Origin of the sequence: Asticcacaulis excentricus CB 48 (assembly GCF_000175215.2) — a bacterium.
GTDB classification, from domain to species: Bacteria; Pseudomonadota; Alphaproteobacteria; order Caulobacterales; family Caulobacteraceae; genus Asticcacaulis; species Asticcacaulis excentricus.
On the sequence record NC_014816.1, the window covers coordinates 1,185,298 to 1,208,961 of the forward strand.

Sequence of the window (23,664 nt, forward strand, 5' to 3'; positions counted from 1 at the left end):
AAAATCAGTCGTTGGAACCACCCGCCGGAGGCACGTAGGTGCCGTTGCCGGGGATTTCACACTGGATCGGGTATTTGCGGCTCTTTGCGATGTTACACGAGACGACTTCATCAAACCCGGTACGGGCCTTCACAACAACGCCCACATAGCCGCGCTTGTTGGTGCAGGCGATTTCGACCAGAGCGGCGTCATCGTCGCCACGGCCTAGATAGGTAACCTGCTGAACATCGCAATCCTTCTTGGCCGCCTTGATCAGGACGTCCAGATGCTGGTCCAGCGTCGCGCGCGGCACGAAACCACATTCCTTGCGGCGCGAGATCATGGTGAAGCAGTCCATGGCCTCGAACTTGGCCGTCGAGCCGGTGTTCGGGATAAAGGCAGCCAGGCCGAACTTCTGCTCTGGGCATTTGAACTCGATCAGATCGCGCTTGGTGGCGGTTTCCGTGCCGACCAGGTTGTATTCGGCGACGGTGCAGGTGATACCTGCCGCCTTCAGCTTTTCACCATAGGCGGTGCGCGCCTCGGCGGTCAGACTGGCGGCGTCAGTGTACTGGCAGGGGCCAAGCGTACCGGCGCGGTCACAGCCGACACTGGCAATGTATGTCATCGTCGTCGTCGTCTGCAGAACGAAGCCGGGCTTGCCGGCGCAGCCGATTTCATAGAAGTCCTGACCTTCGCTGGTGACGCGACCGATCCAGCGGGCTTTTTCCACGGTGCACGACGGTTGCGCTTGTTTGACGGGCGCTTGAAGGGACTGAATGGCCTGCGCCTCAGTGGTGTACTGACAAGCCGAGTTGCCCTTTGTCATAAGGCAGTTCGAAAAGCTCAGCTTGGCGCTTTCGGCCGTGAAAGGCACGTCCATCACAAAGCCGGCACGGCCGTCACAGGCCACTTCATACCGGTCAAACCCATGATCCGTGACAGCCCCCATCCAGCGGGCATTGCTGACGACACAGGCCTGATCATATTGCTGGGCGAGCGGCGTCATCCACGTGTAGTGCTTTTCATTGCCCGGCAACACGCACTTGGCCTGCTTGTTGTTCGCAGCGTTTTGCGAAAAGGCTTGGGTACAGTTGAACTTATCGACTTTGTTCGTCGTTGTATCCTTGGTGAGCAGGTAGCCTCCTCCGGCCTTACAGGAAACTTCAGTGACCTGAAGTTTGACCGTCTTGCCATCGGCGCCCTTGCTGCTGGACTCGCCGACAGCGTAGGCATCGGCCGGTTCACAGGGCACCCCCGCCGCTTGTATTAGGGCCGGGGCGTCCGCCACGCCTTTGGCGCGTTGCTTATCGTTGAGCTTGACCGCTTCGGCAGCCGAGGCCGCGCTGCACCCCAGTGCAAGGGCGGCTACGGCCATAGCCGCGCTTCTGAGGAAGGTGGAAAGAGACATCGGTTGCGTTTTCCTTGAATGCGAACCTGTGAATGAGACGACGGCCGGATTTTAGCGGCTCTTTATTGCAGGATTGTCTCTACAGGATGTGGCGGCTTGAAGGCAATGCCGGGAACGCTTGACATACGGCCCCCGCATAAAAAAACGCTTCGATTTTGAGGCTTGCCTGACCCAGCGTCAGACGTGCCATATAGCGGCTTGATCGTTACAGAGTAAGGGAACGAAACGGCATGTCGGTAAAGGTGACAGACGCGGCGGGGATAAGGCGCATCAGGCTCGATAGGGCCGCCAAGAAAAACGCCCTCGATCATGCGATGTACACCACGCTTTCTGAAGCGATTGAGGCGGCGCCAGGCGTTATACTTCTCGAAGCCGAAGGTGGTGATTTCTGCGCTGGCAATGACATTGTCGATTTCATTTCACTGGCGTCGCACGAAGGCTCAGTCGACGCCCTACCGGTCTTTCGTTTCTTGAAAGCCCTGACTTTTGCGCGGATGCCGATTGTGGCGGCGGTGCAGGGGCAGGCTGTCGGAGTGGGGACGACTATGCTTCTGCATTGTGATCAGGTGTTGCTGTCTGAAGACGCGCGCCTCAGCCTGCCGTTCCTTAGGTTGGGCCTGACGCCCGAAGGCGGTTCCAGCCTGCTGTTGACTGAGCGAATCGGTCACGCGCGGGCCTTCGAATGGCTTAGTTCCGGGCGACCCATCCCGGCGACCGAAGCGCTTAACACCGGTGTCGCCAATCGCGTGGTGGCCCGTGAGGCTCTGGAAACGGAGTCTCTGAGCGTAGCTGAAAAACTGGCGGCGCTGCCGCTGGCGGCTCTCATTCAGGCTAAGTCCCTGATGCGGCAGCCTGATATGATCTGGGACCAGATCGTGCGCGAGGGTGAAACTTTTCTGGCGCGCCTGAGAAGTCCAGAAGCGGCTGCGGCCTTTGCGGCGTTTCTCAAAAAAGGCTGAGTTGTAACAAACACCTAACCTTGTTTATTTGACGGGACGAGGCTTTGGGACTAAAGGGTGCGACCGTTTTTGCCGCTTTGTGGCATAGGTTGCATGTAAGTCAGGTCTGGCCGTGGATAGCTATGCCTTTGATCGTCTGATTACCGTGGAGGCGCAGGCTGAGCGTGAGGCCGCTGATGCGCTGGTCAACCGCGTCTTCGGACCCGGCCGCTACGCGAAGACGGCGGAACGCCTGCGCGAAGGCAATCAGCCGTTTCCCAGTCTGTCGTTCGTTATGCATCGTATCGAACAGGGCGGGCACAACGAAACCGCCATTATTGGTTCGGTGCGGCTGTGGCCGGTCAAGGTGCGCGATGCCGATCAGGCGCTCAAAGGCGAAATGGCCTTTCTAGGGCCGATCGCCGTTGACGAAGATCACCAAAGCTTGGGGATCGGACGCGCTTTGATCCGTACCGCTATTAAGGCGGCTTTTGACGCGGGCGTAACCGCCATACTGCTGGTTGGCACGCCGTCCTATTTTCAGAACTTTGGCTTTGCGAAGGCGGAGGGGCTGAGCCTGCCGGGACCCGTCGATTCGCGTCGCCTGATGGTCCTTTATAACCCCGCCTATAAGGGCGAACCTCTGACGGGTGCGGTGGACAAATGAACGGCTGGCTAACTGAGGCCGCGTGTTTTCCTGATAAAGACTATCCCGTTGAGTCATGGCAGCCGTCCTTATGCGGCGCCATTGATATCTTAATCCGCCGAGATGGCGTCTGGCTGCACGAAGGCCGGCCCATCGCCCGCCCGGCGCTCGTGCGCCTGTTTTCAAGGTTGCTGCGCCGTGACGCAGAAGGCTATGTGCTGGTCACCCCAGTTGAGAAGCTGAGCATCCAGGTTGAGGATTTGCCGTTTCGCATTATCGATTTCGAGGGCAGGGTTTTCCGCAGCGATCAGGGCGTCTCACTTCCGTTGTCAGACACGCATCCGCTGGTCATTGATGTAAAGGGTGAAGAGTGGCGGCCGCGGATGCGGGTGCGTGGCGATCTGTGGGGGCGCCTAACACGAGCCTGCGCGGCCCGTCTGTTCGAGACGGCGGAACTGGACGGCGAAATCGTGCGTCTGAAACTGGATGGGCAGGGGTTTGAAATCCCGGTGGTTTCAGCATAGGCTGCGACTTCAAGAAACCTAAGGCGGCTTTTTGTGCATATCGCGCTTCCTCCGGAAATGACCGCCCCTGCGGTTCAGCGGGTCTTTGCGGCGCTTGAAGCGGCGGGAGGTGCGGGCTGCGTGCGTTTTGTCGGCGGCTGCGTGCGCGACGTGGTCATGGGCCGCACGCCGGGCGATCTGGACCTTTCGACGCAACTGACGCCCGACGCTACCGAGGCGGCATTGTCGGCGGCGAGTATCCGCCACGTCCCGACCGGCAAGGCCTTTGGCACCATTACGGCGGTGATTGACGGGCAGCCTTTCGAGATCACCTCCCTGCGCGAAGACGTCGAAACCGATGGCCGACGCGCCGTGGTCAGCTATACCACCGATTGGAGCCGCGACGCACAGCGCCGCGACCTTTACCTCAACGCCCTCTATGCCGATATTCGCGGCGAGGTGTTCGATCCGACGGGGCAGGGATTTGACGACGCGCGGGCCGCTCGGGTGCGTTTGATCGGAGACGCCGAGACAAGAATTCGCGAAGACTATCTGAGAATATTGCGTTTTTTCCGTTTTAGTGCCAGCCATGGTACAGGCCTCGACGCAGCGTCCCTAAGCGCGTGCGTGGCCTTGCGCGCGGGCATAGACAGCCTGTCGGGTGAGCGTATCCAGCAGGAACTGTTCAAATTGCTCGGCATTGCCGACCCGGTAAACGTCGTGCGGCGGATGACCGAAACCGGCGTCATGGCGCACGTGGTGCCGGGCGCATCGGTGAATGCCGAACGCGTTGAAGCGGGTTTCCCCCTGACGTCGGATCCAATTCAACGATTGATTATTTTGGTCGGCGGTCAGGGATGGGGTGAGACACTAACCGCCTTAATTCTACGTCTGCGTCTGTCCAGTCGCATGGCCGACCGTCTGAGCGCGGCCGCCGTCGCCTGTGCCGAAGTGGACATCACAGCGTCACTGGCCGCCCTGCGACGTGGCCTTTATCGCTATGGGCGGCATGCGATCAGCGATGGGCTTGTGCTGCGCGGGGCCGAAGCGGGGCTAAGTCCAGAAGCGTGGAAAGCGCTCGATCAAAACCTGAAGAAGATCGAGGTGCCCGTTTTTCCGTTAAAGTCGGCGCGGCTGATCTCGATTGGCCTCGCGCCCGGCCCCGAACTGGGCCAGACCCTGCGCCGTATCGAGGCGGAATGGATTGCACACGATTTCTCACCAATCGTGATTGAAGACGCCATTGACGCCATAACCAAACAGACAAACATAAGGGGCCAGTAAAAACCCGTTGCTGTTTGCCCTATGTCCTACATTGCCATTCTCGAAACTGGCGTGCCGCCGGAGAATCTGAGTGAAACCTACGGCACCTATGCCGACATGTTTCGCACGCATCTGGCAGCGCCAGAGCGTCAGTTTTGCGTATTTCGCACTATGGAAGGTGAATTGCCGGGACCAGATGACGAACTCACCGGCGTTGTGATCACTGGCTCACCCGCTGGGGTTTATGAGGATCATGCGTGGATTTCGAACCTCATCGACTGGCTAAGAGGGCTGGATGCTCAGGTGCCGGTGGTCGGCATCTGTTTCGGTCATCAGGTGATGGCGCAGGCCTGGGGCGGTCACGTGGAAAAATCAGACAAGGGCTGGGGCGTCGGCCTGCACGAATATACCATTCATGACAATGCCTTATGGCGCGAACTGGCTACGACGGACCTGTCGTCGATCCGCATTGCGGTCAGTCATCAGGATCAGGTGGTTAGAAAGCCGGATACGGCGGTGGTGCTGGCCGGTTCAGACTTTACGCCCTATGGCGCACTGGCCTACACCGACCGCAAGGCGATTTCGTTCCAGTGCCATCCGGAATTCTGTGAAAACTTTGCCGGTGATCTGTGGATGAGCCGCCGCGGCTGGCGCATTTCCGAGCATCTGGTCGATCAGGCAATGGACAGCCTCAAGGCCGGCACGACGCGCGACCATGTGCTCGCAGCGATTTCAAGGTTCCTGGCTGCGTAGAAGAAAAGCTACGGCCACTTCACTGCCGGTGGCATGGACGACAGGATCGATTCCACATTGCCACCGGTTTTCAGGCCAAACAGCGTCCCGCGATCATAGAGCAGGTTGAATTCGACGTAGCGCCCGCGTTGTATCAACTGTTGATCGCGCTCCCCTTCGGTCCACGTCACCTCAGAGCGTTCGCTCACAAGCCGCGGATAAATATCGAGAAACGTCTCGCCCACCGCACGGGTGAAAGCAAAATCCGCCTCATGATCGCCGGTGTTGAGGTGGTCATAGAAGATGCCGCCAATGCCGCGCGGTTCGTTGCGGTGAGGCAGGAAGAAGTATTCATCACACCACCTTTTGAAACGCGCATAATAGTCCGGCGCGAAGTGATCGCAGGTCGCTTCGAATGCCGCGTGAAAGGCCTTGGCTTGTGGGGCGTCTTCACGGCGATCGGCGGCCAGAAGCGGCGTTAGGTCCGCCCCGCCGCCGAACCAGCTCTGAGTGGTGTTTATAAAGCGCGTATTCATGTGCACTGCCGGGACGTGCGGGTTCCACATATGCGCAATCAGGCTGATACCGGTGGCGAAAAAGCGCGGGTCTTCGGCCGCCCCCGGTATGGATTTGGCGAAGTCCGGGCTGAAGGTGCCGTGCACGGTCGAGATGTGCACACCGACCTTTTCGAACAGCCGTCCGTGCATCATCGACATTTCGCCGCCACCGCCGTCGCCGTGCTCAGCGTCAGAGCGTGTCCAGGGCTTACGTGTAAAGCGGCCGGGCGTTGGTCCGTACAAGGTCTCAGGGGCCGCGTCCTCCAGCGCTTCAAACGCGGCGCAGATGCGGTCACGCAAGGAACGGAACCAGACGGCCGCGGCCTGCTGGCGCGTGGTCAGGGTATCGGCAGAAAGCGGGGCGGAGAGGGGGGCGGGGGCGGTCATAGTGTTCTTTTTAGGCTATTGGCGTGGTTGGGGCAAACCCTTGCGTCTGGCGAAGCGCCTCGCCTAACGCCATGGCGGCGGCATTGATGACATTGATCGAGCGCATACCCGGTCGCATAGGGATCAGCAGACGTGCCTCGGCGGCGTTGTGAACGTCGTCGGGGACACCCGCGCTTTCGCGGCCCATTAGCAGGATGTCATGCGGCCCGAACTGAAAGTTTTGATAGGGCTCGGCTCCCTTGGTGGTAAAGAGGACAATACGGGTGTCCTGCGGCCAATCGTCGCGCCTGTTCAGAAATGCCGCCCACGAATCATGCCGCGTGACATCGGCCTGACCGCCATAGTCCATCGCCGCGCGTCGGATGGCACGGTCGCTGAGGGGAAAGCCGCAGGGTTCGATGACGTCCAGTGCGACATCAAGGCACGCGCATAAACGTAGCGCACTGCCTAGATTCTGTGGAATATCCGGTTGAAAAAGGGCCAGACGCATTTTATGCCATATTTTGGACAGAGGATTTTTTCGGCGCGCAAATGCCGCTATAGACGGAAAGACCTCTGACAGGTAAGAGGAGCTATCTGTGTCTTGTCGGGGAAAACCACCGGCGGGGTCGCAGGTCAATAAGAATTATGGCCGCCCTGTGGCGGCGAGCATTGAGGTAAGCGTCCCGCCCGTTTCGGTCGGGTCGGCGCATTGAGCGCAAGACGAAGAGGTGTCAAGGTGAGCGAACCTGCTACGGATCATGGCGGTCATGGGGACCCGAACCGCCGCGATTTCATTTATATAGCCGCGGGTGCGGCCGCCGTAGGCGCAGTGGCGATGGTTATTCCGCCGCTGGTCGATCAGATGAACCCCGCGGCTGACACCCTGGCTCTGGCTTCGACGGAATTCGACCTGTCGAAGGTACAAGAAGGTATGCAGGTGGTGATCAAGTGGCGCGGTAAGCCCTTGTTCGTTCGCTATCGCACGCCCAAGGAAATCAAAGAAGCGCAGGACGCCAAGCTGTCGGATCTCAAGGATCCGCAGACGGATGCCGACCGCGTGAAAAAAGGGAAGGAACAGTATCTGATCCTCGTGGGTTCGTGCACGCACTTAGGATGCGTGCCGACGTTCGGGGCTGGCGATTACGGCGGGTGGTTCTGCCCCTGCCACGGTTCGCACTATGATACTTCGGGTCGCATCCGTAAGGGGCCGGCACCGAAGAATCTGGCCGTGCCGGACTTCCAGTTCCTGTCCGACACCAAAGTGAAGATCGGTTAAGAGGGGCATCATGAGCGACCATCCGTCAACCTATGAGCCGAAGACCGGCGTCGAGAAGTGGCTCGACCAGCGACTGCCGATCGTTCGACTCGCCTACGATTCGTTTGTCGACTATCCGACGCCGCGCAATTTGAATTATTGGTGGACATTCGGCGGCATCTTGTCCGTCTGTCTGATGATCCAGATCGTGACTGGCATCATTTTGGCCATGCACTATACGGCGCATATCGATCTGGCCTTTAATTCCGTCGAGCGCATCATGCGCGACGTGAATTACGGGTGGCTGATCCGCTACGTGCACGCCAACGGCGCATCGATGTTCTTTTTTGCCGTGTTTGTTCACATGTTCCGCGGACTTTATTACGGGTCATACAAGGCCCCGCGCGAAGTCCTGTGGATTTTGGGCTGCCTGATCTTCTTCCTGATGATCGCGACGGCCTTTATGGGTTACGTCCTTCCCTGGGGGCAGATGTCCTTCCACGGTGCCGTGGTTATCACCAACTTGATCGGTTCGATCCCCGTCATCGGCGGTCCGATCCTGACCTGGTTGCAAGGCGGCTTCGCGGTGGATCAGGCGACGCTCAACCGCTTCTTCTCGCTGCACTATCTGCTGCCCTTCGTGATCGCTGGTGTGGTTATCCTCCACATATGGGCGCTGCACGTTGTGGGGCAGAACAACCCGGCGGGCGTCGATATCAAGTCGAAGGAAGACACTGTGCCGTTCACACCGTATGCGACGGTGAAGGACGGTCTGGGGATCATCTTCTTCTTGATCCTCTTCTCGATCTTCGTCTTCTTCATGCCGAACGCACTGGGCCACGCCGATAACTACATCCCGGCCAACCCGCTGGTGACCCCGGCGCATATCGTGCCCGAATGGTATCTGCTGCCCTTCTACGCCATCCTGCGCGCCATCCCCGACAAGTTCGGGGGCGTGATTGCGATGTTCGGTGCCATTGCCGTGCTGTTCGTTCTGCCCTGGCTTGACACGTCGAAGGTGCGCTCCATGCGTTACCGCCCGGTGATGCGCTGGTTCTTCGTGATCTTCGTCGTGGTCTGCCTTGGTCTCGGCTGGTGCGGGGCGCAGCTTCCGGACGCCCCCGTGGTGCCGGGTCTGCCCAGCTTCACCCTGCTGGATGGTGAGTTTAACTCTTACCTGTGGCTGACGCGCGCGCTGACACTCTACTACTTCGCCTTCTTCCTCCTCATCATGCCGTGGGTCGGCCTGAAGGAAGATCCGCTGCCGGTTCCGGCATCCATCAGCGAGGCCATCCTTGCCGAACACGCGAAGAAGAAGGGGGCTTAAGTCACATGTCCGCTATCATGACAAAAGGTCTCAAGGCTCTGGGACTGGCCGCCATCGCCGCCACTCTCGCCCTGTCGGCACCGGCCTTTGCGGCCGGTGGGGCCAAGCATCCGCACGCGCCCAAGGAAGGCTTCAGCTTCGAGGGGCCGTTCGGCACCTTCGATCAGGGCCAGCTCCAGCGCGGCTATAAGGTGTTCCGCGAAGTCTGTTCCAACTGCCACTCGGCAACCCTGATGTCGTTCCGTAACCTCGGTCAGAAGGGCGGCCCCTTCTACGACGAGAAGTACAAGAACCCAAATGACAATCCGGTCGTCAAGCAGATCGCGTCGGAGTTCGAAGTGCCGGACGTTGACACGGACACGGGGGACGCCATCACCCGTCCGGCGACACCGTCCGATCACTTTCCGGCTAAGTTCGCCAACACCTACGCTGCGGCCGCGTCCAATGGTGGAGCGATTCCGCCAGACCTGTCGGTGATCACCAAAGCGCGTCACGGCGGTGCCCGCTATGTCTATTCGTTGCTGACGGGATATGTGGGGACTCCGAAGGGGCTGACCGTAAATGAGGGGCAGCACTACAACCCCTACATGGCGGGTGATCTGCACAGCGCCTGGAAGGGCGATCCCAAGCACGTACCTCCCGGTGGTGTGCTGGCTATGGCTCCGCCGCTGAAAGATGATCTGGTCACATATGACGACGGCACCAAGGCTACCACGCACCAGATGGCTGCCGACGTCGCCGCCTTCCTGGAATGGGCTGGTGATCCGCACGCCACGCTTCGTAAGAAGACCGGTGTGGGCGTTTTGATCTATCTCCTGCTGTTCGCCGGTGTAACGTATGCGGCGTATCGCAAGCTCTGGCACGGAAAACACTGACGCGCCACCCTGACGCTCTGCAAACGGCCGTCTTCCTGCGATTCGATCCTCACGTACTGAGGTACGCTCCGCTTCGGTTCTCGGAAGCCAGTCATTTTCGACACGTCATGACGACGCTTGACAACAAAGCCCTCGGTTCGCCGGGGGCTTTTCTGTTGGTGGCTTCAAAAAAGTGATCGCTTGACGGGTGTAAAAGGGCACATCGGTTCGTGATCACGTGCTACAGATCAGCCTGAGGCAGGGGACAGTATCGAGTCGTCCATGGATTGTCAGACCCAACCCGTTTCCAAAGGCGCCAGCCGGTTTCCTGATGCTCAGGCCCTGCAGAGGATGATGGCCTCGCGTCTGGCTGCGTCCTTTGCGCCGCATGAGGCTCTTGCCGAAGCGCTACTGCCGCATGTGCTGGGCAATAGCGACGACGGTTCGCACGACGTCTCGCACCTTCAGCGCGTTTTCAAGGTCGCCATGACCCTCTGCGCCGCCGAAAGCGGTGATGCCGAAATCGTCGCGGCAGCGGTCCTGCTGCACGATTGCGTTCAGGTCGAGAAAAACTCTCCGCTACGTGCCGAAGCCTCGCGCCTGTCTGCGGAAAAGGCGAGCGACATACTGGCGGCACTGGGTTGGGACTCCGCGGGCAGAGAGGCCGCCGCTCATGCCATCCTGAGCCATTCGTTCAGTGCCAACGTTGCGCCGGAAACGCTGGAAGCCAAGATCGTGCAGGACGCCGACCGCCTCGACGCCATCGGCTTTGTCGGCATCGCACGCTGCTTCTACACGGCCGGACGCATGAACAGCGCCCTCTACGATCCATTCGACCCCAAGGCCGAGGAGCGCGAACTGGATGATCTCAGCTTTGCGCTGGATCATTTTGAAACCAAGCTGTTCAAGCTGAAATCCGGTTTTCAGACGGCCTCCGGTCGCGATATGGCCGATCTGCGCCACGCCCGCATGAAGGCGTTTATTGAATATCTTCACGAAGAAATCTGATTACACGCGGGCCTGAGCCACAAATGTGTGCAGGTATGCGGCGAATGCCTCAGCAGGGCGGTCACGCTGGGCCCATGTGAGCAGGAACTCGCCCCCATATTTCCGGCGTGTGTAGATCAACTTTTTAGCCAGTGCGCGATGTCCGGCAGATAGATTGTCTGGAAAGGGCGGCGCATTTGAGATGTGACCACCCGCAACTATGGTGTTATCCAAGCTGTTGATAATTCTGCCGATTTTCGCGCAGCGTTGGGCTTCGGCTTCGCTAAATCTGGCCAAATAGGCCTCATTGTTGTGTAAAGCGATGACGATGAAGGTCTGTCCCGACATTTTATATAGGGAAATTTCTTCCACATCAGACCAAGGGACGATTTTTAAATTGCCAGGTTTGCCAATGGCAAACCCGGCTGCGCCAACATGCAGTGCGTGTTGCGCTAGTTGCGCGTAGATCAGTGCCACAAAACAAATGCCGAAGAAGAGAGCACAAAACCCTCCCATAAGACGCTGAAACGAAGAGGCATCGGCTTCGGTCATCATCAGTATGCCCATGGCGGTGAATGCCAGAGCCCCCAAGCCTGCCAAAGCCAGACGCCACTTGCTCGCGCCGATAGGCTTCAATTCTGTAATGCCCCTAGGTACCTTAGACATTAAAGCGGAAGTTCATCACATCGCCGTCCTTGACGATGTATTCCTTGCCTTCCTGACGGAACTTGCCGTTTTCCTTGGCGCCCGCTTCGCCGTTGAACTTCACGAAGTCTTCATAGGCGATGGTTTCGGCGCGGATGAAGCCCTTTTCAAAGTCCGTATGAATGACACCGGCGGCCTGCGGCGCGGTATCGCCGACATGGATGGTCCAGGCGCGCGCTTCCTTGGGGCCTACAGTGAAGTAGGATTGCAGACCCAGCAGCGCATAGGCTTCGCGGATCAGACGGTTGAGGCCCGGTTCTTCGAGGCCAAGGGTTTCTAGAAACTCCTGACGCTCATCGGCATCGAGCAGCGCGATTTCCGACTCGATCTGCGCTGAAATGACCACCGACTTGGCGTGATCGGCGGCGGCGCGTTTGGAGACGATCTCCGACAAGTCGTTGCCCGTCGAAGCCGAGGCCTCATCGACGTTACAGACGTACAGGGCGGGCTTGGAGGTCAGCAGTTGCAGCATCTCCCACGCCTTAGTGTCTTCCTTGCTGATCTTGCCTTTCTCATAGGCGACGCGGGCCGGGCGGCCGTCGCGCAGTTCGGCCAAGGCCGCGTTGATCAGCGACACGGTGAGGGCCGCGTCCTTGTCGCCACCCGACTTGGCGCGCTTTTCGAGTTGGGGCAGGCGCTTTTCCAGCGATTCCAGATCGGCGATCATCAACTCGGTTTCGATGATTTCCAGATCAGCCAGCGGGTCAATGCGGCCTTCGACGTGGGTGATGTCCGTATCGACGAAGCAGCGCGCCACAAAGGCAATGGCGTCGCAGTCGCGGATATTGGCAAGGAACTGATTGCCGAGGCCTTCGCCCTTCGACGCGCCGCGCACCAGACCGGCAATATCGACGAAGTTGATGCGGGCCGGGATGATTTCTTTTGAACCTACGATCTTGGCCAGCACCTCAAGGCGCGGCTCTGGCACGGCCACTTCGCCGGTGTTCGGCTCGATGGTGCAGAAGGGGTAGTTGGCAGCCTGGGCCGAAGCGGTCTGGGTCAGGGCGTTGAACAGGGTGGACTTGCCGACATTGGGCAGACCGACGATTGCGACTTTCAGGGCCATGGGATTCCAAGCGGAGAAGAGAGAAATTGGCCCGCTGCCTAACGCATTTTCCCCGGCAAGGCCAGTGTTTTAGACACGGATACGCTTGCGCAATCAAAAGCCGGCGCGATAGGGTAAGGTGTCTATTGCAAGGATATGACCATGCTGCGCACCGACCGTCGTTCGTTCCTCACCCTTAGCGCGGGCCTTGCGGCGGCGACGGCCCTGCCTGCCTTTGCGCAGACCTCCGACACGGTGCAGATCGACGCCATCGTCGAAGCCTTCATGGCGAAGTTTGCCCTGCCGGGCGTGGCCGTCGCCGTCATCCGGCCGGGTCAGCCTGACTACGTAAAGGGCTATGGCGTCCGCACGCTGGGCAAGACGGACAAGGTCGATGTGCATACCCAGTTCGGCGTCGCCTCCAATACCAAGGCCTTTACGGCGGCCGCTCTGGCCCTTCTGGTCGAAGAGAAAAAGGTCGAATGGGACGCGCCGGTCGTGCGCTATATCCCCGAATTTAAAATGTACGACGCGGCCTTGACACCGCTTGTGACGGTGCGGGACCTGCTGTTGCACCGGGCGGGTCTGGGCCTGGGGCAGGGCGATCTGATGCTGTTCCCGGAATCGGACCATACACGTGAAGATCAGCTCAAGGGCGTACAATATCTAAAGCCGCAATACCCGTTCCGGTCAGGCTATGCCTATAACAATGTCATGTTTACAATCGCCGGTCTGGTGATCGAGCGAGTGTCGGGTCAGACCTATGAGCGCTTTGTGACCGACCGTGTGCTGACGCCCTTGGGCATGGCCGATACGGTGCTGGGCTGGCCGAATGTGACCGGGAACAATGTGGCCGGGCGTCACGCGCGTCTGACCGGCCCGCTGCGCGGCATGGGTGATTATAAGGTGGTGCTGCCGGAAGAGACGCTGTCCTTTTCGCCGGCGGCGGGGCTGGTCACCAGCGTGACGGGCATATTACCGTGGTTGCATACCCAACTGGAAAAGGGCGTGATGCCCAATGGGCAAAGGCTGTTTTCCGAGGCCTCGTCGCGCGAAATGTGGAAGCCCAACACGGTGGTCGGCGCCGGGATGGGGCCGACGCCGGAAATGCCGACGGCAGCGCTTTTCCGTACCTATGGACTGGGCTGGTTCATACAGGATTATCGCGGCCTGCGGCTAGTGTCGCACTCCGGCGGGCTGGTCGGCCAGGTGACGCAGCAGGCCCTCTTGCCGGAAAAGGGCATAGGGGTTGCCGTCTATACCAATGTCGAGGATGGGGCGAGCGGGCAGATTCGCAACGCCATTCTGGACCTGCTCATTGGTGCGCCAACCTTTGACTGGCTCAAGGCGGCGGCCGAAGGCACGGCAAAGGCGGCCGATAAGGCGCTGGCCGATGCGCCCAAGGCGCAGCCGGGCGGCCCGTCCCTGCCACTAACGGCCTATGCCGGCACCTATCGTGATCCTTGGTATGGCGATGTGACGGTGGCGGTGAGCGGTAAGGGCAAGACGGCGCGCCTGACGCTGGATTTCACCCGCACGCCGCGGCTTAAAGGTCCGCTGGAGGTGTTTGGACCGGACGTCTTCCGCACGCGCTTCCCGGTTGGCTGGGGTGAGGACGCCGTGGTGACGTTCGAAGTTAAGGACGGCAAGGTCGCCGGTATGAAGCTGGTGGCCTACTCGCCGCTGGCCGATTTCAGCTTCGACTATCAGGATCTTGATCTGCGAAAAATATAGGCGAGTAACGGGGTGAAGGGGGCCGCGGCCCCTTCGTCTTAAACCGTCACCGGCAGGCTTTGCATCAGGCGTTCGGCGGCGCGTTCGGCTCCGTCTTCCTGCGCAACGACAGCGGAAGCGGCTTCGGCCTTATGGGCAAAGGCAGGGTCAGACAGCAGACGATCCAGCAGACGAATGGCCGAATGTTTGTGCCAGCGGTCGAAGGTGATCGACAAGCCGGTCCCCAGACGCTCGATGCGGCGGCCGTTGTCAAACTGATCGCCAAAGACCGGGGTAACCAGTTGCGGTCGCCCGGCGCGCAAAGCCTGAGCCGTAGAACCGATGCCACCGTGGTGAATATTGACGCGGGCACGCGGCATCAGCAGCGAGTGCGGCGCGTAGGGGACGCAGAGAATATCCGACCCAAAGTCGTCATTGAGCAGCGGGCTTTCACCTCCCACCAGTAGCACGGCGCGCTGACGAAGTGCCTTCGCCGCCTTGACCGCTGTGCGGTAGAAGTCTTCACCGTCATAGACGGCTGTAGAGCCCAGACTGAACACTAATGGCGCCTGACCGGCGGACAGGAAGGCCTCAAGCTGCGGAGGCAGTTCACTGCGGCGGCCATCTTCGGAATCGAAGAAGGGGAAGCCGACGATCTCGGTATGAGGCGGAAAATCCGGGGCCACATCGCCGATCAAAGGGGAATAGAGGCCCAGCGTCATCCGATCCGACTGCACGCCGCCCAAGCTGATTTCCATGTTGATGCCGTACTTGGCATAGATGGCGCGGATGGGGGCAAGGCAGCCCGACAGCTTCTTTTCACCGATCCAGAAGATAGCGCGGTTATATTGCCGGCCCAGCTCGGTGCGTGGCGACAGCACCAGAGGCGCGTCCTTTAGCTTGGGCGGATCATAGGCGGACAGCATGACAGCCGGTTGCAGGGCGACGGTGGAGAAGGGCCGGCCTTCGAGGCGCGCCGCCAGATGCGCCGTGTAGGCATAGGAGGAGGAAACGACCAGATCGGCCTGCCGCACAATGGGGCGAAGCTCGGACAGTCCTTGTTCGATATAAGGGGCCACGAGGTGCTTCAGCATGAAGCCGTGGTCCTGCGAAAAATGGCGAATGATCTGCGCGGCGTCGATGCCCAGATTCTGGCGATAAGTCTCCATGCTTGGGCCGCAGGCGAGGAATTTCAGCCCGGCGGCCTCGACCTTACCCTCATAGTCGGGGTGCGAGGCCAGCACGACGCTGACCCCACGGCGTTTCAGCGCAAGGCCCAACGCCATGAAGGGATGCAAATCCCCAAGCGAACCAAAGGTCGTCAGAACGATTTGAGGCGCGGTCGGCATCGTCTAACCTTCTAAGTCCTACTGAACGACTTTTTTAGGATCGAATTTCGGAGCCGGGCTCAAACGCATCACTTCGGTCATGTATTTTTCACTTTCCCCCAAAAGCGCCAGAGGTAGCGCCTTGACGCAGGCGTCACACAAACGCTCAACCCAGTCCTCGGCCTTATAGAAGTCCGACAAGACCCAGCTATGTACCAGTTCCTTTTGTCCCGGGTGCCCGATCCCCATGCGCCCACGCACAAAGTTCGGCCCGAGATGTCCCATAATGGAGCGTAAACCATTATGGCCCGCATGGCCACCGCCCATTTTCAGCCGGAAGCGCCCCGGAGCCAGATCCAGTTCATCATGAAATACAAGGATATGGTCTGGCTTGATCTTATAAAAGGTCGCCGCTTCCAGAACGGCATTGCCCGACAGGTTCATGAAGGTTTGCGGCTTCATGGCAAGTATTTTCGCAGGGCCCGTGGGCGTATCGACCGTACCTTCGGCGACTTCGGACTGAAATTTTTTGCGCACGGGGCCGAAGTTAGCACTATCGATCAGGCGATCGATAAACATGAAACCGATATTGTGCCGGTTCTTCGCATATTGCGTACCTGGATTGCCAAGACCAACGACAAGAAACAAGGCGGGCTCCGATCAGCTCAAATCGATTCCGTACTCAATGAACGGTGATCTAATCAAAAAAATGGCAGAGCGAACATGCCGAATTGCACAGACCCGAAGCGAATTCGTCGGGTTTCACACAGAAATAAACCCTGTCCTTAGGGTAAGGACAGGGCTTTATCCTATTCCGTGCAAAACCCTTAACAGGCTTAGGCGGAAGCTTCTTCGCTCTTTTCAGCGGCCGAGGCGGTGATCGACGCGATCACGACGTCCTTGCCGGGAACGGCGGTAACGTCCGACGGCAGGCTCAGGTCGCCAACGTGGACAGACGCGCCGATGTCAAGACCCGACAGGTCAACCACGACGTCTTCCGGGATGTGACCGGCGGGAACCTGTATTTCCAGCTCGTGGAAGGCCACGGTCAGCGCACCACCCTTTTTGATGCCAGGCGAGGCTTCGTGGTTCTTGAAGTGAACGGGTACGTTGATCTTGATGGTCTGGGTTTCATCGACGCGATACAGGTCGAAGTGAACCGGCACATCGGTGACCGGGTGGAAGTCGATCGCCTTGGCGATGACTTTTTGGGTTTCTTCGCCGTACTTCAGCGTGACGAGGTGACCAGCCAGCTTGCCCGTATAGAGCGCCTTGCGGAATTCGTTGAGCTTAACGGCGATAGCCACAGGAGCCTTATCACCACCGTACAGAATGCCCGGAACCTTGCCTTCATTGCGGGTGGCGCGGGCGCCGCCGGTGCCGGTGCGCTCACGGATTTCAACGTCTAGTACGATATCGGCCATTAGCCTGTTCCTCAAACAAAATGCGCCGCGTCAGTTTCAATGCCCGCCCTCTGAAACCTCCGTAAGGGAGGCGCGGGCAACACAATGGACACGGCGTGGGGAAACCCCGAAAATCTCAAGAGGGCGCGTAGATACACGCTAACGTCCCGAGACGCAACTGGTCAGAAAGCGGAAAAATCGGCTTTTTCCCGCTCAAGGGTGGGTTTTTCAGACAGCTACGCATATAAAAGCAAAAATCCCCCTCAGGCGTCATGTGCCGACCTTGGGGGATTTTCAGGATAACAACCGAAACCACTGGGGAAAACCAGGTTCCCCCCGATCGGTCAGGAGGACTTCTTCTTGGCCGGCGAGGCGGTCTTTTTGCTCGAAGTCTTCTTGGCGGACGTTTTCTTGACGGGTTCCGGTTTAATGTAGGGCTTGGCGTTGGCATACCTCAACTCTTCGGTGCCATCGGCCCGCAACTTGACCTCGCGGTCCGGCGACAGGTTGAGCGCGTTCGAAGACAGTTCGCCGATGCAGTTCCCCGTATCCATCATGATGTGCTGCCCAACGCAGAACACATCGTCGAAGTGGAAGCGCGAGGCGGCCAGACACTGGTTGAGGTTTAGCTTTGATTCGCCAAGGCAGCGCGGCGACTGCTGCTCATTCAGCAGGGCCACGACCGCGGCTTCGTTGGGGCCGGTCCCTTCGCCCAGAATGGAGATGGCAGCGATCGCCAGCGCCCGGTTCACGCCATAGGTATAGGGCGTGTTGAACAGGGTTTCCTGATCGAAAGACACCGGCGCCGTTCCGGTCGTGCTGAGCGGCTGAGCCGGGGTGCTGGTCGCTGCGGTCGCGTTGTAGGCGGCGGCTTCGGCCGTAGCCGTGCCCGTGCTGGCGTGCGTGGTCAGGCCATTGCCAGTCAGGGCGGCGGTCAACAGTCGGGCGCTTTCGTCAGTGGCCACGCCGCGACCTGTCGAAGACGACAGCTTTGTGGCAGCCAGACGGCCCGCTGGATCGCTGAGGACGCCCTTGGACCACGCCTGCTTCTGGATCGAATAGGCGGCTTGCTTCATCGCCGTACCCTTGGCGTAGAGCATTTCACCGTCTGAAGACAGGGCCAAAATTACGCGACGGGCGGCAATATTGGCACCCGGGATTCCCGCAGCATAGGCCGGGTTGCTGAAAAGCTTGTTTACCAGTTCGTGACGCGCGGCGTCGTCGGAGGCATAGGCGCGCAGTTGAGAGCGGAAGGCCGGTTCTTGCATAGCGACGATTGCTGCATAAGCAATAGCCCCACGCGCCAGTTGCTTCGGCTCATAAGAGGCGCCTTGGCTCAACTTTGCCTGCACCATAGACGCGTCGTTGAAATCCGCGCTCATCCCCCGTGCCTGTTCGACATAGGTGACATAGACCGAGGCGGCATCCGAGATAGCGGGGGCCAGCGACACCGGCGGGCCAGCTGGCGCGGGCGGCGGCGGGGGAGGTGCGGGCGGTGGCGCGTCGGTCTGACAGGCGGCCAGGCTGAGGGCCACAATCGACGCGGTGACGGCCAAGAAGAGCGGCCTGCGGCCGGTTCCGGTCGTGAATTTCATACTAAACTCCCCAATACGGATGCCCGGAAGGGCGGGCAATATACGAGACGTCGGTTGATCGAGCGCAAACCCCAAGGCGCAGACAAACAGTAGGTCGTGCGGCAAAGCTTCCGCATCTGTTTACTATGTCAGGCACTCTAAGCGGGCGGCATTTCCCACCCGACGGCGAGGGCATGATACCGGCAAAACGGCCGACCACAAGGCTGTCAGGAATAATTCAACTGTCAGCAGAAGTCCTCATAAAAGCGCCAAAAATATGGCTTTTTTGGTCGCCGCCGCCTCTGAGTCGCGTCAAAACGAAAATAACATTTCCGTGAGAGGGGCGCCCCCTCCTTACGGTTAACATTGGCCTAATGAGAAATAAAAAAGGCATCCGGAAGGATGCCTTTCGGTCGGGAGCTTAGTCGAAGAGTTTGGAAACCGACTCTTCGTTGGCGATGCGGCGGATCGCTTCGCCGATCAGCGGAGCGACACCGACGATACGCACCTTGGGATGATTGCGGACGTGCTCTGGCGCTTCGATCGAGTCGGTAATGACCAATTCCTTGAGCACCGAATTTTCAACGCGCTCCATCGCCTTGCCCGACAGGACGCCGTGGCTGATATAGGCCGAAACTGAGGTCGCCCCGCGGTCGATCAGCGCCTTGGCGGCGTTGACCAGCGTGCCGCCGGAATCGACGATATCGTCGAACAGAATACAATTGCGGCCGGTTACGTCCCCGATGATGTTCATCACTTCGGATTCGCCGGCGCGCGGACGGCGCTTGTCCACGATGGCCAGATCACCGCCCAGACGATCCGCTAACGCGCGGGCGCGCACCACGCCGCCCACGTCCGGCGACACCACCATGATTTCATGGGCGTTCGTGTAGTTGGCCTTGATGTCCTTGGCCATAAAGGGGATGGCCACCAGATTATCAGTCGGGATGTCGAAAAAGCCCTGAATCTGACCGGCGTGCAGGTCCATGGTCAGGACGCGGTGCGCCCCGGCGCGCACGATCAGGTTGGCCACCAGCTTGGCCGAAATGGGGGTACGACCGCCAGTCTTGCGGTCCTGACGGGCGTAGCCGAAATAGGGGATGACGGCGGTGATGCGTTTGGCCGAAGCCCGCGTCAGGGCGTCGATGCAGATCAGCAGCTCCATCAGATTGTCATTGGCCGGATAGCTGGTGGACTGGATGACAAATACATCCTCACCGCGCACGTTTTCGTCGATGGTGACGAAGATTTCCTTGTCGGCGAAGCGTTCGATGCGCGCCTTGGTCAGGGGCATGTCGAGATAGTCGCCGATGGCCTGAGCCAGCAGTCGGTTGGAATTGGCCGATAGCAATTTCATGGGGAACCTGTGGGGCGGCAGGGTGGGAAACACGAGCGTGTTTTACATGCGGCGGCTTTTAACAGGTGAGACCTGTTGGGCAAGCCCGATTCGTCGCAAATCCTTAAAATTATCGCTGGATTTATGGCTCTCTTGGCGTGCCCGTGATGAACCATGCGCGCTTAATCGTTTCACCTTCAATTTCATAGATGCCGACCACATCAACAAGCCGCACACCTTCCGGGAAATTGCGGGTGACGGACTCGGTGTCGATAACAGTTGAACCCATCACACTGCGGCTGATCAGACGGGCGTAAAGGTCTGGTTCCTGAAAGCGGATCAGATGGCGCTCACCGATAGCCCTATGTCCCTTGGCCAGAAGAGTCTGCGGATGGGCGTAGATTTCAGCATCCTCGGCCCAGAAGGACAGAAACCCGTCCACATCCCTGGCATTATAGGCGTCAAGTTGCCCTTTCACGACGTCTTCTGCTGATCGTTTCATGGACGCAGCATGATGGCGCTGATCAGACGGCCATAATCCGGGTCCTGCCGCAGGAAGCTCCGGCGGTTAGAATGAAACAGTGCTTCTTCGGCGCAGGTGTCGTGGCCTGTGGTCGCAACCTGTGTCACGCCCAGCCGCTTCAGCCTCATCAAGCAGAAGCCCGGCAGGTCGAAATAGCGTTTGCCGGCGGTCTTGCCTGGAACAAAGAAGGCGGTGCTGTCAGCATCCTGGGCACGAAAAGTTTCTTCGTAGTCAGCCGACACCTCATAGGAGGCCTGCGCGATGCACGGGCCGATTACGGCGCGCAGGTGCCGCGCTTCGGCCCCCTTGGCCAGAAGCGCCGTGTATTCGGCTTCGATCATGCCGCCCAGTGCGCCCTTCCAGCCCGCGTGGCAGGCGCCGACGACGCCATTGACAGGATCGGCCCACAGGATCGGGGCGCAATCGGCTGACAAAGCCCCTAAAATCAACCCGGCGGTGGTGGTGACCAGACCATCGGCCTCCGGGCGGTCTTCGCTGGGCCACGGGTCATCGACCATCACGGCGATTTTGGAGTGTACCTGATAACAGTTGAGCAGGCGCTCTTCGGGCTGCCCAAAACTGGCGGCGACGCGGCGGCGGTTTTCAAGAATATTCTCGGGCGTGTCTTTGGAGCCCTGACCGACATTGAGCGACTCGTAAGGAAAGAGCGAGACGCCGCCGAGCCGCGTGAAAAAGCCGTGCTGGATGTTCGGCAAGTCGAGGAGCGGGTGCTGGATACGGGGCAGGGTCATTGTAGCGCCTGTGAAATTAAGAGCCCCCACCACCGCATGTCAGCTTCGCGTCGTGCGGTCCTCCTCCCCAGTAAACTGGGAAGGTATGAAGGCTAAGCTCTACTAGGCCCCGATCTCGATCGGCGCAAGGCCCGCGAGCGGCAGGTCACGGGGGTAACTGAGGGCCAGCACCTTGAACAGTTCGCCCATCTCCTCGCCCGCGATCAGGCGATGGACCTGCCGCGCCAGCCGGTCGGTTTCCTCTGGGTTTTCCGCGCGCAGTTCGTCGAAGCGCTCAATAATCCCCAGACGTTGCAGGAAAACACCCTGCGGTGTGATCTGGCTGACCCCCAGCCCCATGTTCAGTGCCGTAATCGCCAGCGACGGAAAATCCGCCCACTGGGTCAGGTCGTGCGCGCCGGGTTCGGCCAGAGGGTCTGTCTTTTCGTGGCGATACAGCGCCTGTAGCGTATCGCCAGGCTCGGGGCGGTCGCGGCCATAGTCGATAAACAGCGCCGCACCTGTTGCCTCATGGATCAGCGCGCCGACGGCCTCGATCAGGCGGTTTTGCGCCAGAGAGACTTCGCAAACCTGACCGGTTTCGGCGGCAAAGGGAGCTTTGAAATCCTGTGGTGCGGGGACAAGACCTATGACGAGTTCGCCCTCATGCATGCCGACACAGCGCTCAAACCAGCCGTCGGGCGTCAGTTGAAACTGCCGGGCAGGCAGGCAATCGAGCACTTCATTGGCGATGATGAGCAAAGGCGCATCGGTCGGTACGTGGTCGAGGCTATCGTAATGGAGCACCTCACCCAGCCTGTCCGTCTGTAAGGCGCGCAGGGGCTGTGAAGGTTCGATCAGACCAATCTCCGCGGCCTTTACAAAGGCCGGCAGGGCGCGAAAAGTGCGCAGAAGATCGCCCATCAACGTGCCGTCGCCGGGGCCGATTTCAAGGACACGAATCTTCGCGGGCGCACCCATATCCTGCCACGCCTGCATGGCCCACAGGGCGAGGCGTTCGCCGAACATCTGCGTCACCAGCGGGGCCGTAATAAAGTCGCCCGCTTCGCCCAGAGCCGGGCGTGTGGCATAATAGCCTTCCTGCGGGTCGAACAGGCAGGCCCACATATAATCAGCAATGGTCAGCGGGCCTTCAAGCTTTATTTGCTCGATCAGACGGGTTTTAAGCGAGGCCATCAGGCGCTTTCGTTTCATTCGTCGTTGTAAACCCGGCGGGCAGGGTCTTGCCACGTAGGGCCAGCCAGATGGCTATGGCGCCGCCCATTATCATCAGTAGCGACAGGGTCTGCCCCATGGTGATCACGTGCTTGAAGAAGGGCAGCATCTGAGCGTCGGGCTCGCGCACAAATTCGACCAGCACGCGGGCAAGTCCGTATCCCGCAATGAAAACGCCCATAATCAGGCCGGGCTGACGCAGTTTACGCCATACGTGGACGAGTAGGTAGCCGACGACAAACAGCACAATGCCTTCCAGCACCGCCTCGTATAACTGGCTGGGGTGGCGCGGTAGATAGCCTGCAACGCAATGGCCATATACATCGACGGGCGTATAGCGGTTACAGAAGACCATTCCCCATGGCGCATCAGTGGTGCGGCCCCACAGTTCGCCATTGATAAAATTGGCAATGCGGCCAAAGAACAGCCCTATCGGCGCGGCGCAGGCCAGAAGATCACCCAGTGTCCACGGATTGATACTGTGACGCCGGCTATAAAGCACGCCCGCGATACAGACGCCGATAAATCCGCCATGGAAGGACATGCCGCCTTCCCACACCTTAAAGAATTGCAGAGGATTTTTCAGAATGGGTGCCAGATCGTAGAATAGGACGTAACCGACGCGTCCGCCCAGAATGATGCCAAGCGCCATCCAGATAATCAGGTCTTCGAGGTTTTCGCGCGAAAGGGGGGCAGGATAGGGTGCCCACAAAGACTCCTTGTGGATCACGCGCGTCAGATACCACCAACCCAATGCGATACCGGCGACATAGGCCAGCGCGTACCAGCGCAGGGCGAGAGGGCCTATGTGTAAAAGGACGGGATCAATGTCGGGCAGGGTCATGCTCAGAAACCTGTGAACTGTATTCAATGACCTAAAGGAATCATCGAAGGGGGGCAAGAATCGTGAAAAACTTTCTTTCAGTCGCCATTCGCACTATATGCGCACAGTGTGACAACTCATTTGAGGCTCTTTCCGGGCCTTTATCCGCAAGGATTTTCCCATGCAGTCGAAAAACCCCTTCCTCGACGAATTCGCCAAGCTCTCCACCAGCGCCATGTCTTTGGCTCAGGCCGCCGGTGACGAGGCCAAGGCCGCCTTCCGTGCCCAGGGCGACCGCTTCGTCGCCGATATGGACCTCATCCGCCGTGATGAATTTGAGGCGATGAAGGAGGTCATGCTGGCCGAAATCGCCGCACTGAAGCTGGAAATCCAGAGCCTCAAATCCAAGGCTGAGTAATCCCGCCT

The 23,664-nt window shown here is 59.4% G+C and carries 25 protein-coding genes; 11 read left to right on the plus strand and 14 right to left on the minus strand.

The window, feature by feature from the left end:
* Window positions 1–4: 4 nt before the first annotated feature.
* On the minus strand, window positions 5–1,390 hold the full coding sequence (locus ASTEX_RS05615; RefSeq protein ID WP_013478641.1) for a hypothetical protein: 1,386 nt from the start codon (window positions 1,388–1,390) through the stop codon (window positions 5–7).
* Window positions 1,391–1,620: 230 nt separating this feature from the next.
* Between ASTEX_RS05615 and ASTEX_RS05620 the strand changes: the two genes are divergently transcribed.
* The 5 genes from ASTEX_RS05620 (at window position 1,621) to ASTEX_RS05640 (ending at window position 5,493) form a co-directional block, all read left to right on the plus strand.
* On the plus strand, window positions 1,621–2,349 hold the full coding sequence (locus ASTEX_RS05620) for an enoyl-CoA hydratase-related protein (RefSeq protein WP_013478642.1): 729 nt from the start codon (window positions 1,621–1,623) through the stop codon (window positions 2,347–2,349).
* A 112-nt stretch (window positions 2,350–2,461) separates the two neighbouring features.
* A complete protein-coding gene (locus tag ASTEX_RS05625; protein ID WP_013478643.1) occupies window positions 2,462–2,995 on the plus strand; it encodes a GNAT family N-acetyltransferase in 534 nt (177 codons plus the stop codon).
* Window positions 2,992–3,498 (plus strand): DUF1285 domain-containing protein, encoded by a 507-nt coding sequence (locus ASTEX_RS05630; RefSeq protein WP_013478644.1) that lies wholly within the window; start codon window positions 2,992–2,994, stop codon window positions 3,496–3,498. The genes ASTEX_RS05625 and ASTEX_RS05630 overlap by 4 nt, the downstream gene beginning before the upstream one ends.
* A 33-nt stretch (window positions 3,499–3,531) precedes the next feature.
* Window positions 3,532–4,761: a CCA tRNA nucleotidyltransferase gene (locus tag ASTEX_RS05635; protein WP_013478645.1), complete on the plus strand. Its 1,230-nt coding sequence runs from the start codon at window positions 3,532–3,534 to the stop codon at window positions 4,759–4,761.
* Window positions 4,762–4,782: 21 nt separating this feature from the next.
* On the plus strand, window positions 4,783–5,493 hold the full coding sequence (locus ASTEX_RS05640) for a type 1 glutamine amidotransferase (RefSeq protein WP_013478646.1): 711 nt from the start codon (window positions 4,783–4,785) through the stop codon (window positions 5,491–5,493).
* 8 nt (window positions 5,494–5,501) lie between these two features.
* Here the strand turns inward: ASTEX_RS05640 and hemF are convergent, their stop codons facing one another.
* Together hemF and ASTEX_RS05650 are read right to left on the minus strand one after the other, a co-directional pair.
* Entirely contained in the window at window positions 5,502–6,416 is a 915-nt protein-coding gene (gene hemF, locus ASTEX_RS05645; protein ID WP_013478647.1) for an oxygen-dependent coproporphyrinogen oxidase, read from the minus strand.
* Between the two features lie 10 nt (window positions 6,417–6,426).
* Window positions 6,427–6,906, minus strand: a complete 480-nt coding sequence (locus tag ASTEX_RS05650; RefSeq protein ID WP_013478648.1) for a tRNA (cytidine(34)-2'-O)-methyltransferase — start codon at window positions 6,904–6,906, stop codon at window positions 6,427–6,429.
* Between the two features lie 228 nt (window positions 6,907–7,134).
* On the opposite strand from ASTEX_RS05650, the gene petA reads away from it, so the two are divergent.
* The 4 genes from petA to ASTEX_RS05670 all read left to right on the plus strand — a co-directional run bounded on the left by petA (window position 7,135) and on the right by ASTEX_RS05670 (window position 10,842).
* On the plus strand, window positions 7,135–7,674 hold the full coding sequence (petA, locus tag ASTEX_RS05655; protein ID WP_013478649.1) for a ubiquinol-cytochrome c reductase iron-sulfur subunit: 540 nt from the start codon (window positions 7,135–7,137) through the stop codon (window positions 7,672–7,674).
* Window positions 7,675–7,684: 10 nt separating this feature from the next.
* Window positions 7,685–8,980 carry a cytochrome b gene (locus ASTEX_RS05660; RefSeq protein ID WP_013478650.1) on the plus strand — a complete coding sequence of 432 codons (1,296 nt, stop codon included), beginning with the start codon at window positions 7,685–7,687 and terminating at the stop codon, window positions 8,978–8,980.
* A 5-nt stretch (window positions 8,981–8,985) separates the two neighbouring features.
* Window positions 8,986–9,855 (plus strand): cytochrome c1, encoded by an 870-nt coding sequence (locus ASTEX_RS05665; protein WP_013478651.1) that lies wholly within the window; start codon window positions 8,986–8,988, stop codon window positions 9,853–9,855.
* Between the two features lie 261 nt (window positions 9,856–10,116).
* Entirely contained in the window at window positions 10,117–10,842 is a 726-nt protein-coding gene (locus ASTEX_RS05670; protein WP_013478652.1) for an HD domain-containing protein, read from the plus strand.
* Here ASTEX_RS05670 and ASTEX_RS19240 read toward each other — a convergent pair whose 3' ends face one another.
* Window positions 10,843–11,487 (minus strand): STM3941 family protein, encoded by a 645-nt coding sequence (locus ASTEX_RS19240; RefSeq protein ID WP_013478653.1) that lies wholly within the window; start codon window positions 11,485–11,487, stop codon window positions 10,843–10,845.
* Window positions 11,480–12,592 (minus strand): redox-regulated ATPase YchF, encoded by a 1,113-nt coding sequence (gene ychF / locus ASTEX_RS05680; RefSeq protein WP_013478654.1) that lies wholly within the window; start codon window positions 12,590–12,592, stop codon window positions 11,480–11,482. The genes ASTEX_RS19240 and ychF overlap by 8 nt, the downstream gene beginning before the upstream one ends.
* Before the next feature lie 141 nt (window positions 12,593–12,733).
* Here ychF and ASTEX_RS05685 point away from each other — a divergent pair, with 141 nt between their 5' ends.
* Window positions 12,734–14,305, plus strand: a complete 1,572-nt coding sequence (locus ASTEX_RS05685) for a serine hydrolase (RefSeq protein WP_013478655.1) — start codon at window positions 12,734–12,736, stop codon at window positions 14,303–14,305.
* 38 nt (window positions 14,306–14,343) lie between these two features.
* Here the strand turns inward: ASTEX_RS05685 and ASTEX_RS05690 are convergent, their stop codons facing one another.
* The 9 genes from ASTEX_RS05690 to lgt form a co-directional block, all read right to left on the minus strand.
* A complete protein-coding gene (locus tag ASTEX_RS05690) occupies window positions 14,344–15,633 on the minus strand; it encodes a glycosyltransferase (protein WP_013478656.1) in 1,290 nt (429 codons plus the stop codon).
* 18 nt (window positions 15,634–15,651) lie between these two features.
* Entirely contained in the window at window positions 15,652–16,260 is a 609-nt protein-coding gene (gene pth, locus ASTEX_RS05695) for an aminoacyl-tRNA hydrolase (RefSeq protein WP_013478657.1), read from the minus strand.
* 188 nt (window positions 16,261–16,448) lie between these two features.
* Window positions 16,449–17,036 carry a 50S ribosomal protein L25/general stress protein Ctc gene (locus ASTEX_RS05700; RefSeq protein WP_013478658.1) on the minus strand — a complete coding sequence of 196 codons (588 nt, stop codon included), beginning with the start codon at window positions 17,034–17,036 and terminating at the stop codon, window positions 16,449–16,451.
* A 323-nt stretch (window positions 17,037–17,359) separates the two neighbouring features.
* The gene (locus ASTEX_RS05705) at window positions 17,360–18,610 is read right to left on the minus strand and encodes a hypothetical protein (RefSeq protein WP_013478659.1); all 1,251 of its coding nucleotides are present in this window, start codon (window positions 18,608–18,610) and stop codon (window positions 17,360–17,362) included.
* Window positions 18,611–19,010: 400 nt separating this feature from the next.
* A complete protein-coding gene (locus ASTEX_RS05710; RefSeq protein ID WP_013478660.1) occupies window positions 19,011–19,946 on the minus strand; it encodes a ribose-phosphate pyrophosphokinase in 936 nt (311 codons plus the stop codon).
* Window positions 19,947–20,067: 121 nt separating this feature from the next.
* A complete protein-coding gene (locus ASTEX_RS05715) occupies window positions 20,068–20,427 on the minus strand; it encodes a nuclear transport factor 2 family protein (RefSeq protein WP_013478661.1) in 360 nt (119 codons plus the stop codon).
* Window positions 20,424–21,200, minus strand: a complete 777-nt coding sequence (gene pgeF, locus ASTEX_RS05720) for a peptidoglycan editing factor PgeF (protein WP_013478662.1) — start codon at window positions 21,198–21,200, stop codon at window positions 20,424–20,426. The genes ASTEX_RS05715 and pgeF overlap by 4 nt, the downstream gene beginning before the upstream one ends.
* A 102-nt stretch (window positions 21,201–21,302) precedes the next feature.
* The gene (locus tag ASTEX_RS05725; RefSeq protein ID WP_013478663.1) at window positions 21,303–22,376 is read right to left on the minus strand and encodes a class I SAM-dependent methyltransferase; all 1,074 of its coding nucleotides are present in this window, start codon (window positions 22,374–22,376) and stop codon (window positions 21,303–21,305) included.
* Window positions 22,363–23,259, minus strand: coding sequence for a prolipoprotein diacylglyceryl transferase (gene lgt, locus ASTEX_RS05730; RefSeq protein ID WP_013478664.1), 897 nt, complete (start codon window positions 23,257–23,259; stop codon window positions 22,363–22,365). Before lgt ends, ASTEX_RS05725 begins: the two co-directional genes overlap by 14 nt.
* A 160-nt stretch (window positions 23,260–23,419) precedes the next feature.
* On the opposite strand from lgt, the gene ASTEX_RS05735 reads away from it, so the two are divergent.
* On the plus strand, window positions 23,420–23,656 hold the full coding sequence (locus ASTEX_RS05735) for an accessory factor UbiK family protein (protein ID WP_013478665.1): 237 nt from the start codon (window positions 23,420–23,422) through the stop codon (window positions 23,654–23,656).
* The last annotated feature ends 8 nt before the right edge of the window (window positions 23,657–23,664 follow it).

Coding starts and splice junctions, on each gene's coding strand:
- ASTEX_RS05615 (WP_013478641.1), bottom strand. CDS start 1,390: ATGTCTCTTTCCACCTTCCTCAGAAGCGCGGCTATGGCCGTAGCCGCC.
- ASTEX_RS05620 (WP_013478642.1), top strand. CDS start 1,621: ATGTCGGTAAAGGTGACAGACGCGGCGGGGATAAGGCGCATCAGGCTC.
- ASTEX_RS05670 (WP_013478652.1), top strand. CDS start 10,117: ATGGATTGTCAGACCCAACCCGTTTCCAAAGGCGCCAGCCGGTTTCCT.
- ASTEX_RS05665 (WP_013478651.1), top strand. CDS start 8,986: ATGTCCGCTATCATGACAAAAGGTCTCAAGGCTCTGGGACTGGCCGCC.
- ASTEX_RS05685 (WP_013478655.1), top strand. CDS start 12,734: ATGCTGCGCACCGACCGTCGTTCGTTCCTCACCCTTAGCGCGGGCCTT.
- pgeF (WP_013478662.1), bottom strand. CDS start 21,200: ATGACCCTGCCCCGTATCCAGCACCCGCTCCTCGACTTGCCGAACATC.
- ASTEX_RS05690 (WP_013478656.1), bottom strand. CDS start 15,633: ATGCCGACCGCGCCTCAAATCGTTCTGACGACCTTTGGTTCGCTTGGG.
- ASTEX_RS05735 (WP_013478665.1), top strand. CDS start 23,420: ATGCAGTCGAAAAACCCCTTCCTCGACGAATTCGCCAAGCTCTCCACC.
- lgt (WP_013478664.1), bottom strand. CDS start 23,259: ATGACCCTGCCCGACATTGATCCCGTCCTTTTACACATAGGCCCTCTC.
- ASTEX_RS05715 (WP_013478661.1), bottom strand. CDS start 20,427: ATGAAACGATCAGCAGAAGACGTCGTGAAAGGGCAACTTGACGCCTAT.
- ASTEX_RS19240 (WP_013478653.1), bottom strand. CDS start 11,487: ATGTCTAAGGTACCTAGGGGCATTACAGAATTGAAGCCTATCGGCGCG.
- ASTEX_RS05640 (WP_013478646.1), top strand. CDS start 4,783: ATGTCCTACATTGCCATTCTCGAAACTGGCGTGCCGCCGGAGAATCTG.
- ASTEX_RS05705 (WP_013478659.1), bottom strand. CDS start 18,610: ATGAAATTCACGACCGGAACCGGCCGCAGGCCGCTCTTCTTGGCCGTC.
- ASTEX_RS05700 (WP_013478658.1), bottom strand. CDS start 17,036: ATGGCCGATATCGTACTAGACGTTGAAATCCGTGAGCGCACCGGCACC.
- ASTEX_RS05630 (WP_013478644.1), top strand. CDS start 2,992: ATGAACGGCTGGCTAACTGAGGCCGCGTGTTTTCCTGATAAAGACTAT.
- ASTEX_RS05710 (WP_013478660.1), bottom strand. CDS start 19,946: ATGAAATTGCTATCGGCCAATTCCAACCGACTGCTGGCTCAGGCCATC.
- ASTEX_RS05725 (WP_013478663.1), bottom strand. CDS start 22,376: ATGGCCTCGCTTAAAACCCGTCTGATCGAGCAAATAAAGCTTGAAGGC.
- ASTEX_RS05660 (WP_013478650.1), top strand. CDS start 7,685: ATGAGCGACCATCCGTCAACCTATGAGCCGAAGACCGGCGTCGAGAAG.
- ychF (WP_013478654.1), bottom strand. CDS start 12,592: ATGGCCCTGAAAGTCGCAATCGTCGGTCTGCCCAATGTCGGCAAGTCC.
- ASTEX_RS05650 (WP_013478648.1), bottom strand. CDS start 6,906: ATGCGTCTGGCCCTTTTTCAACCGGATATTCCACAGAATCTAGGCAGT.
- hemF (WP_013478647.1), bottom strand. CDS start 6,416: ATGACCGCCCCCGCCCCCCTCTCCGCCCCGCTTTCTGCCGATACCCTG.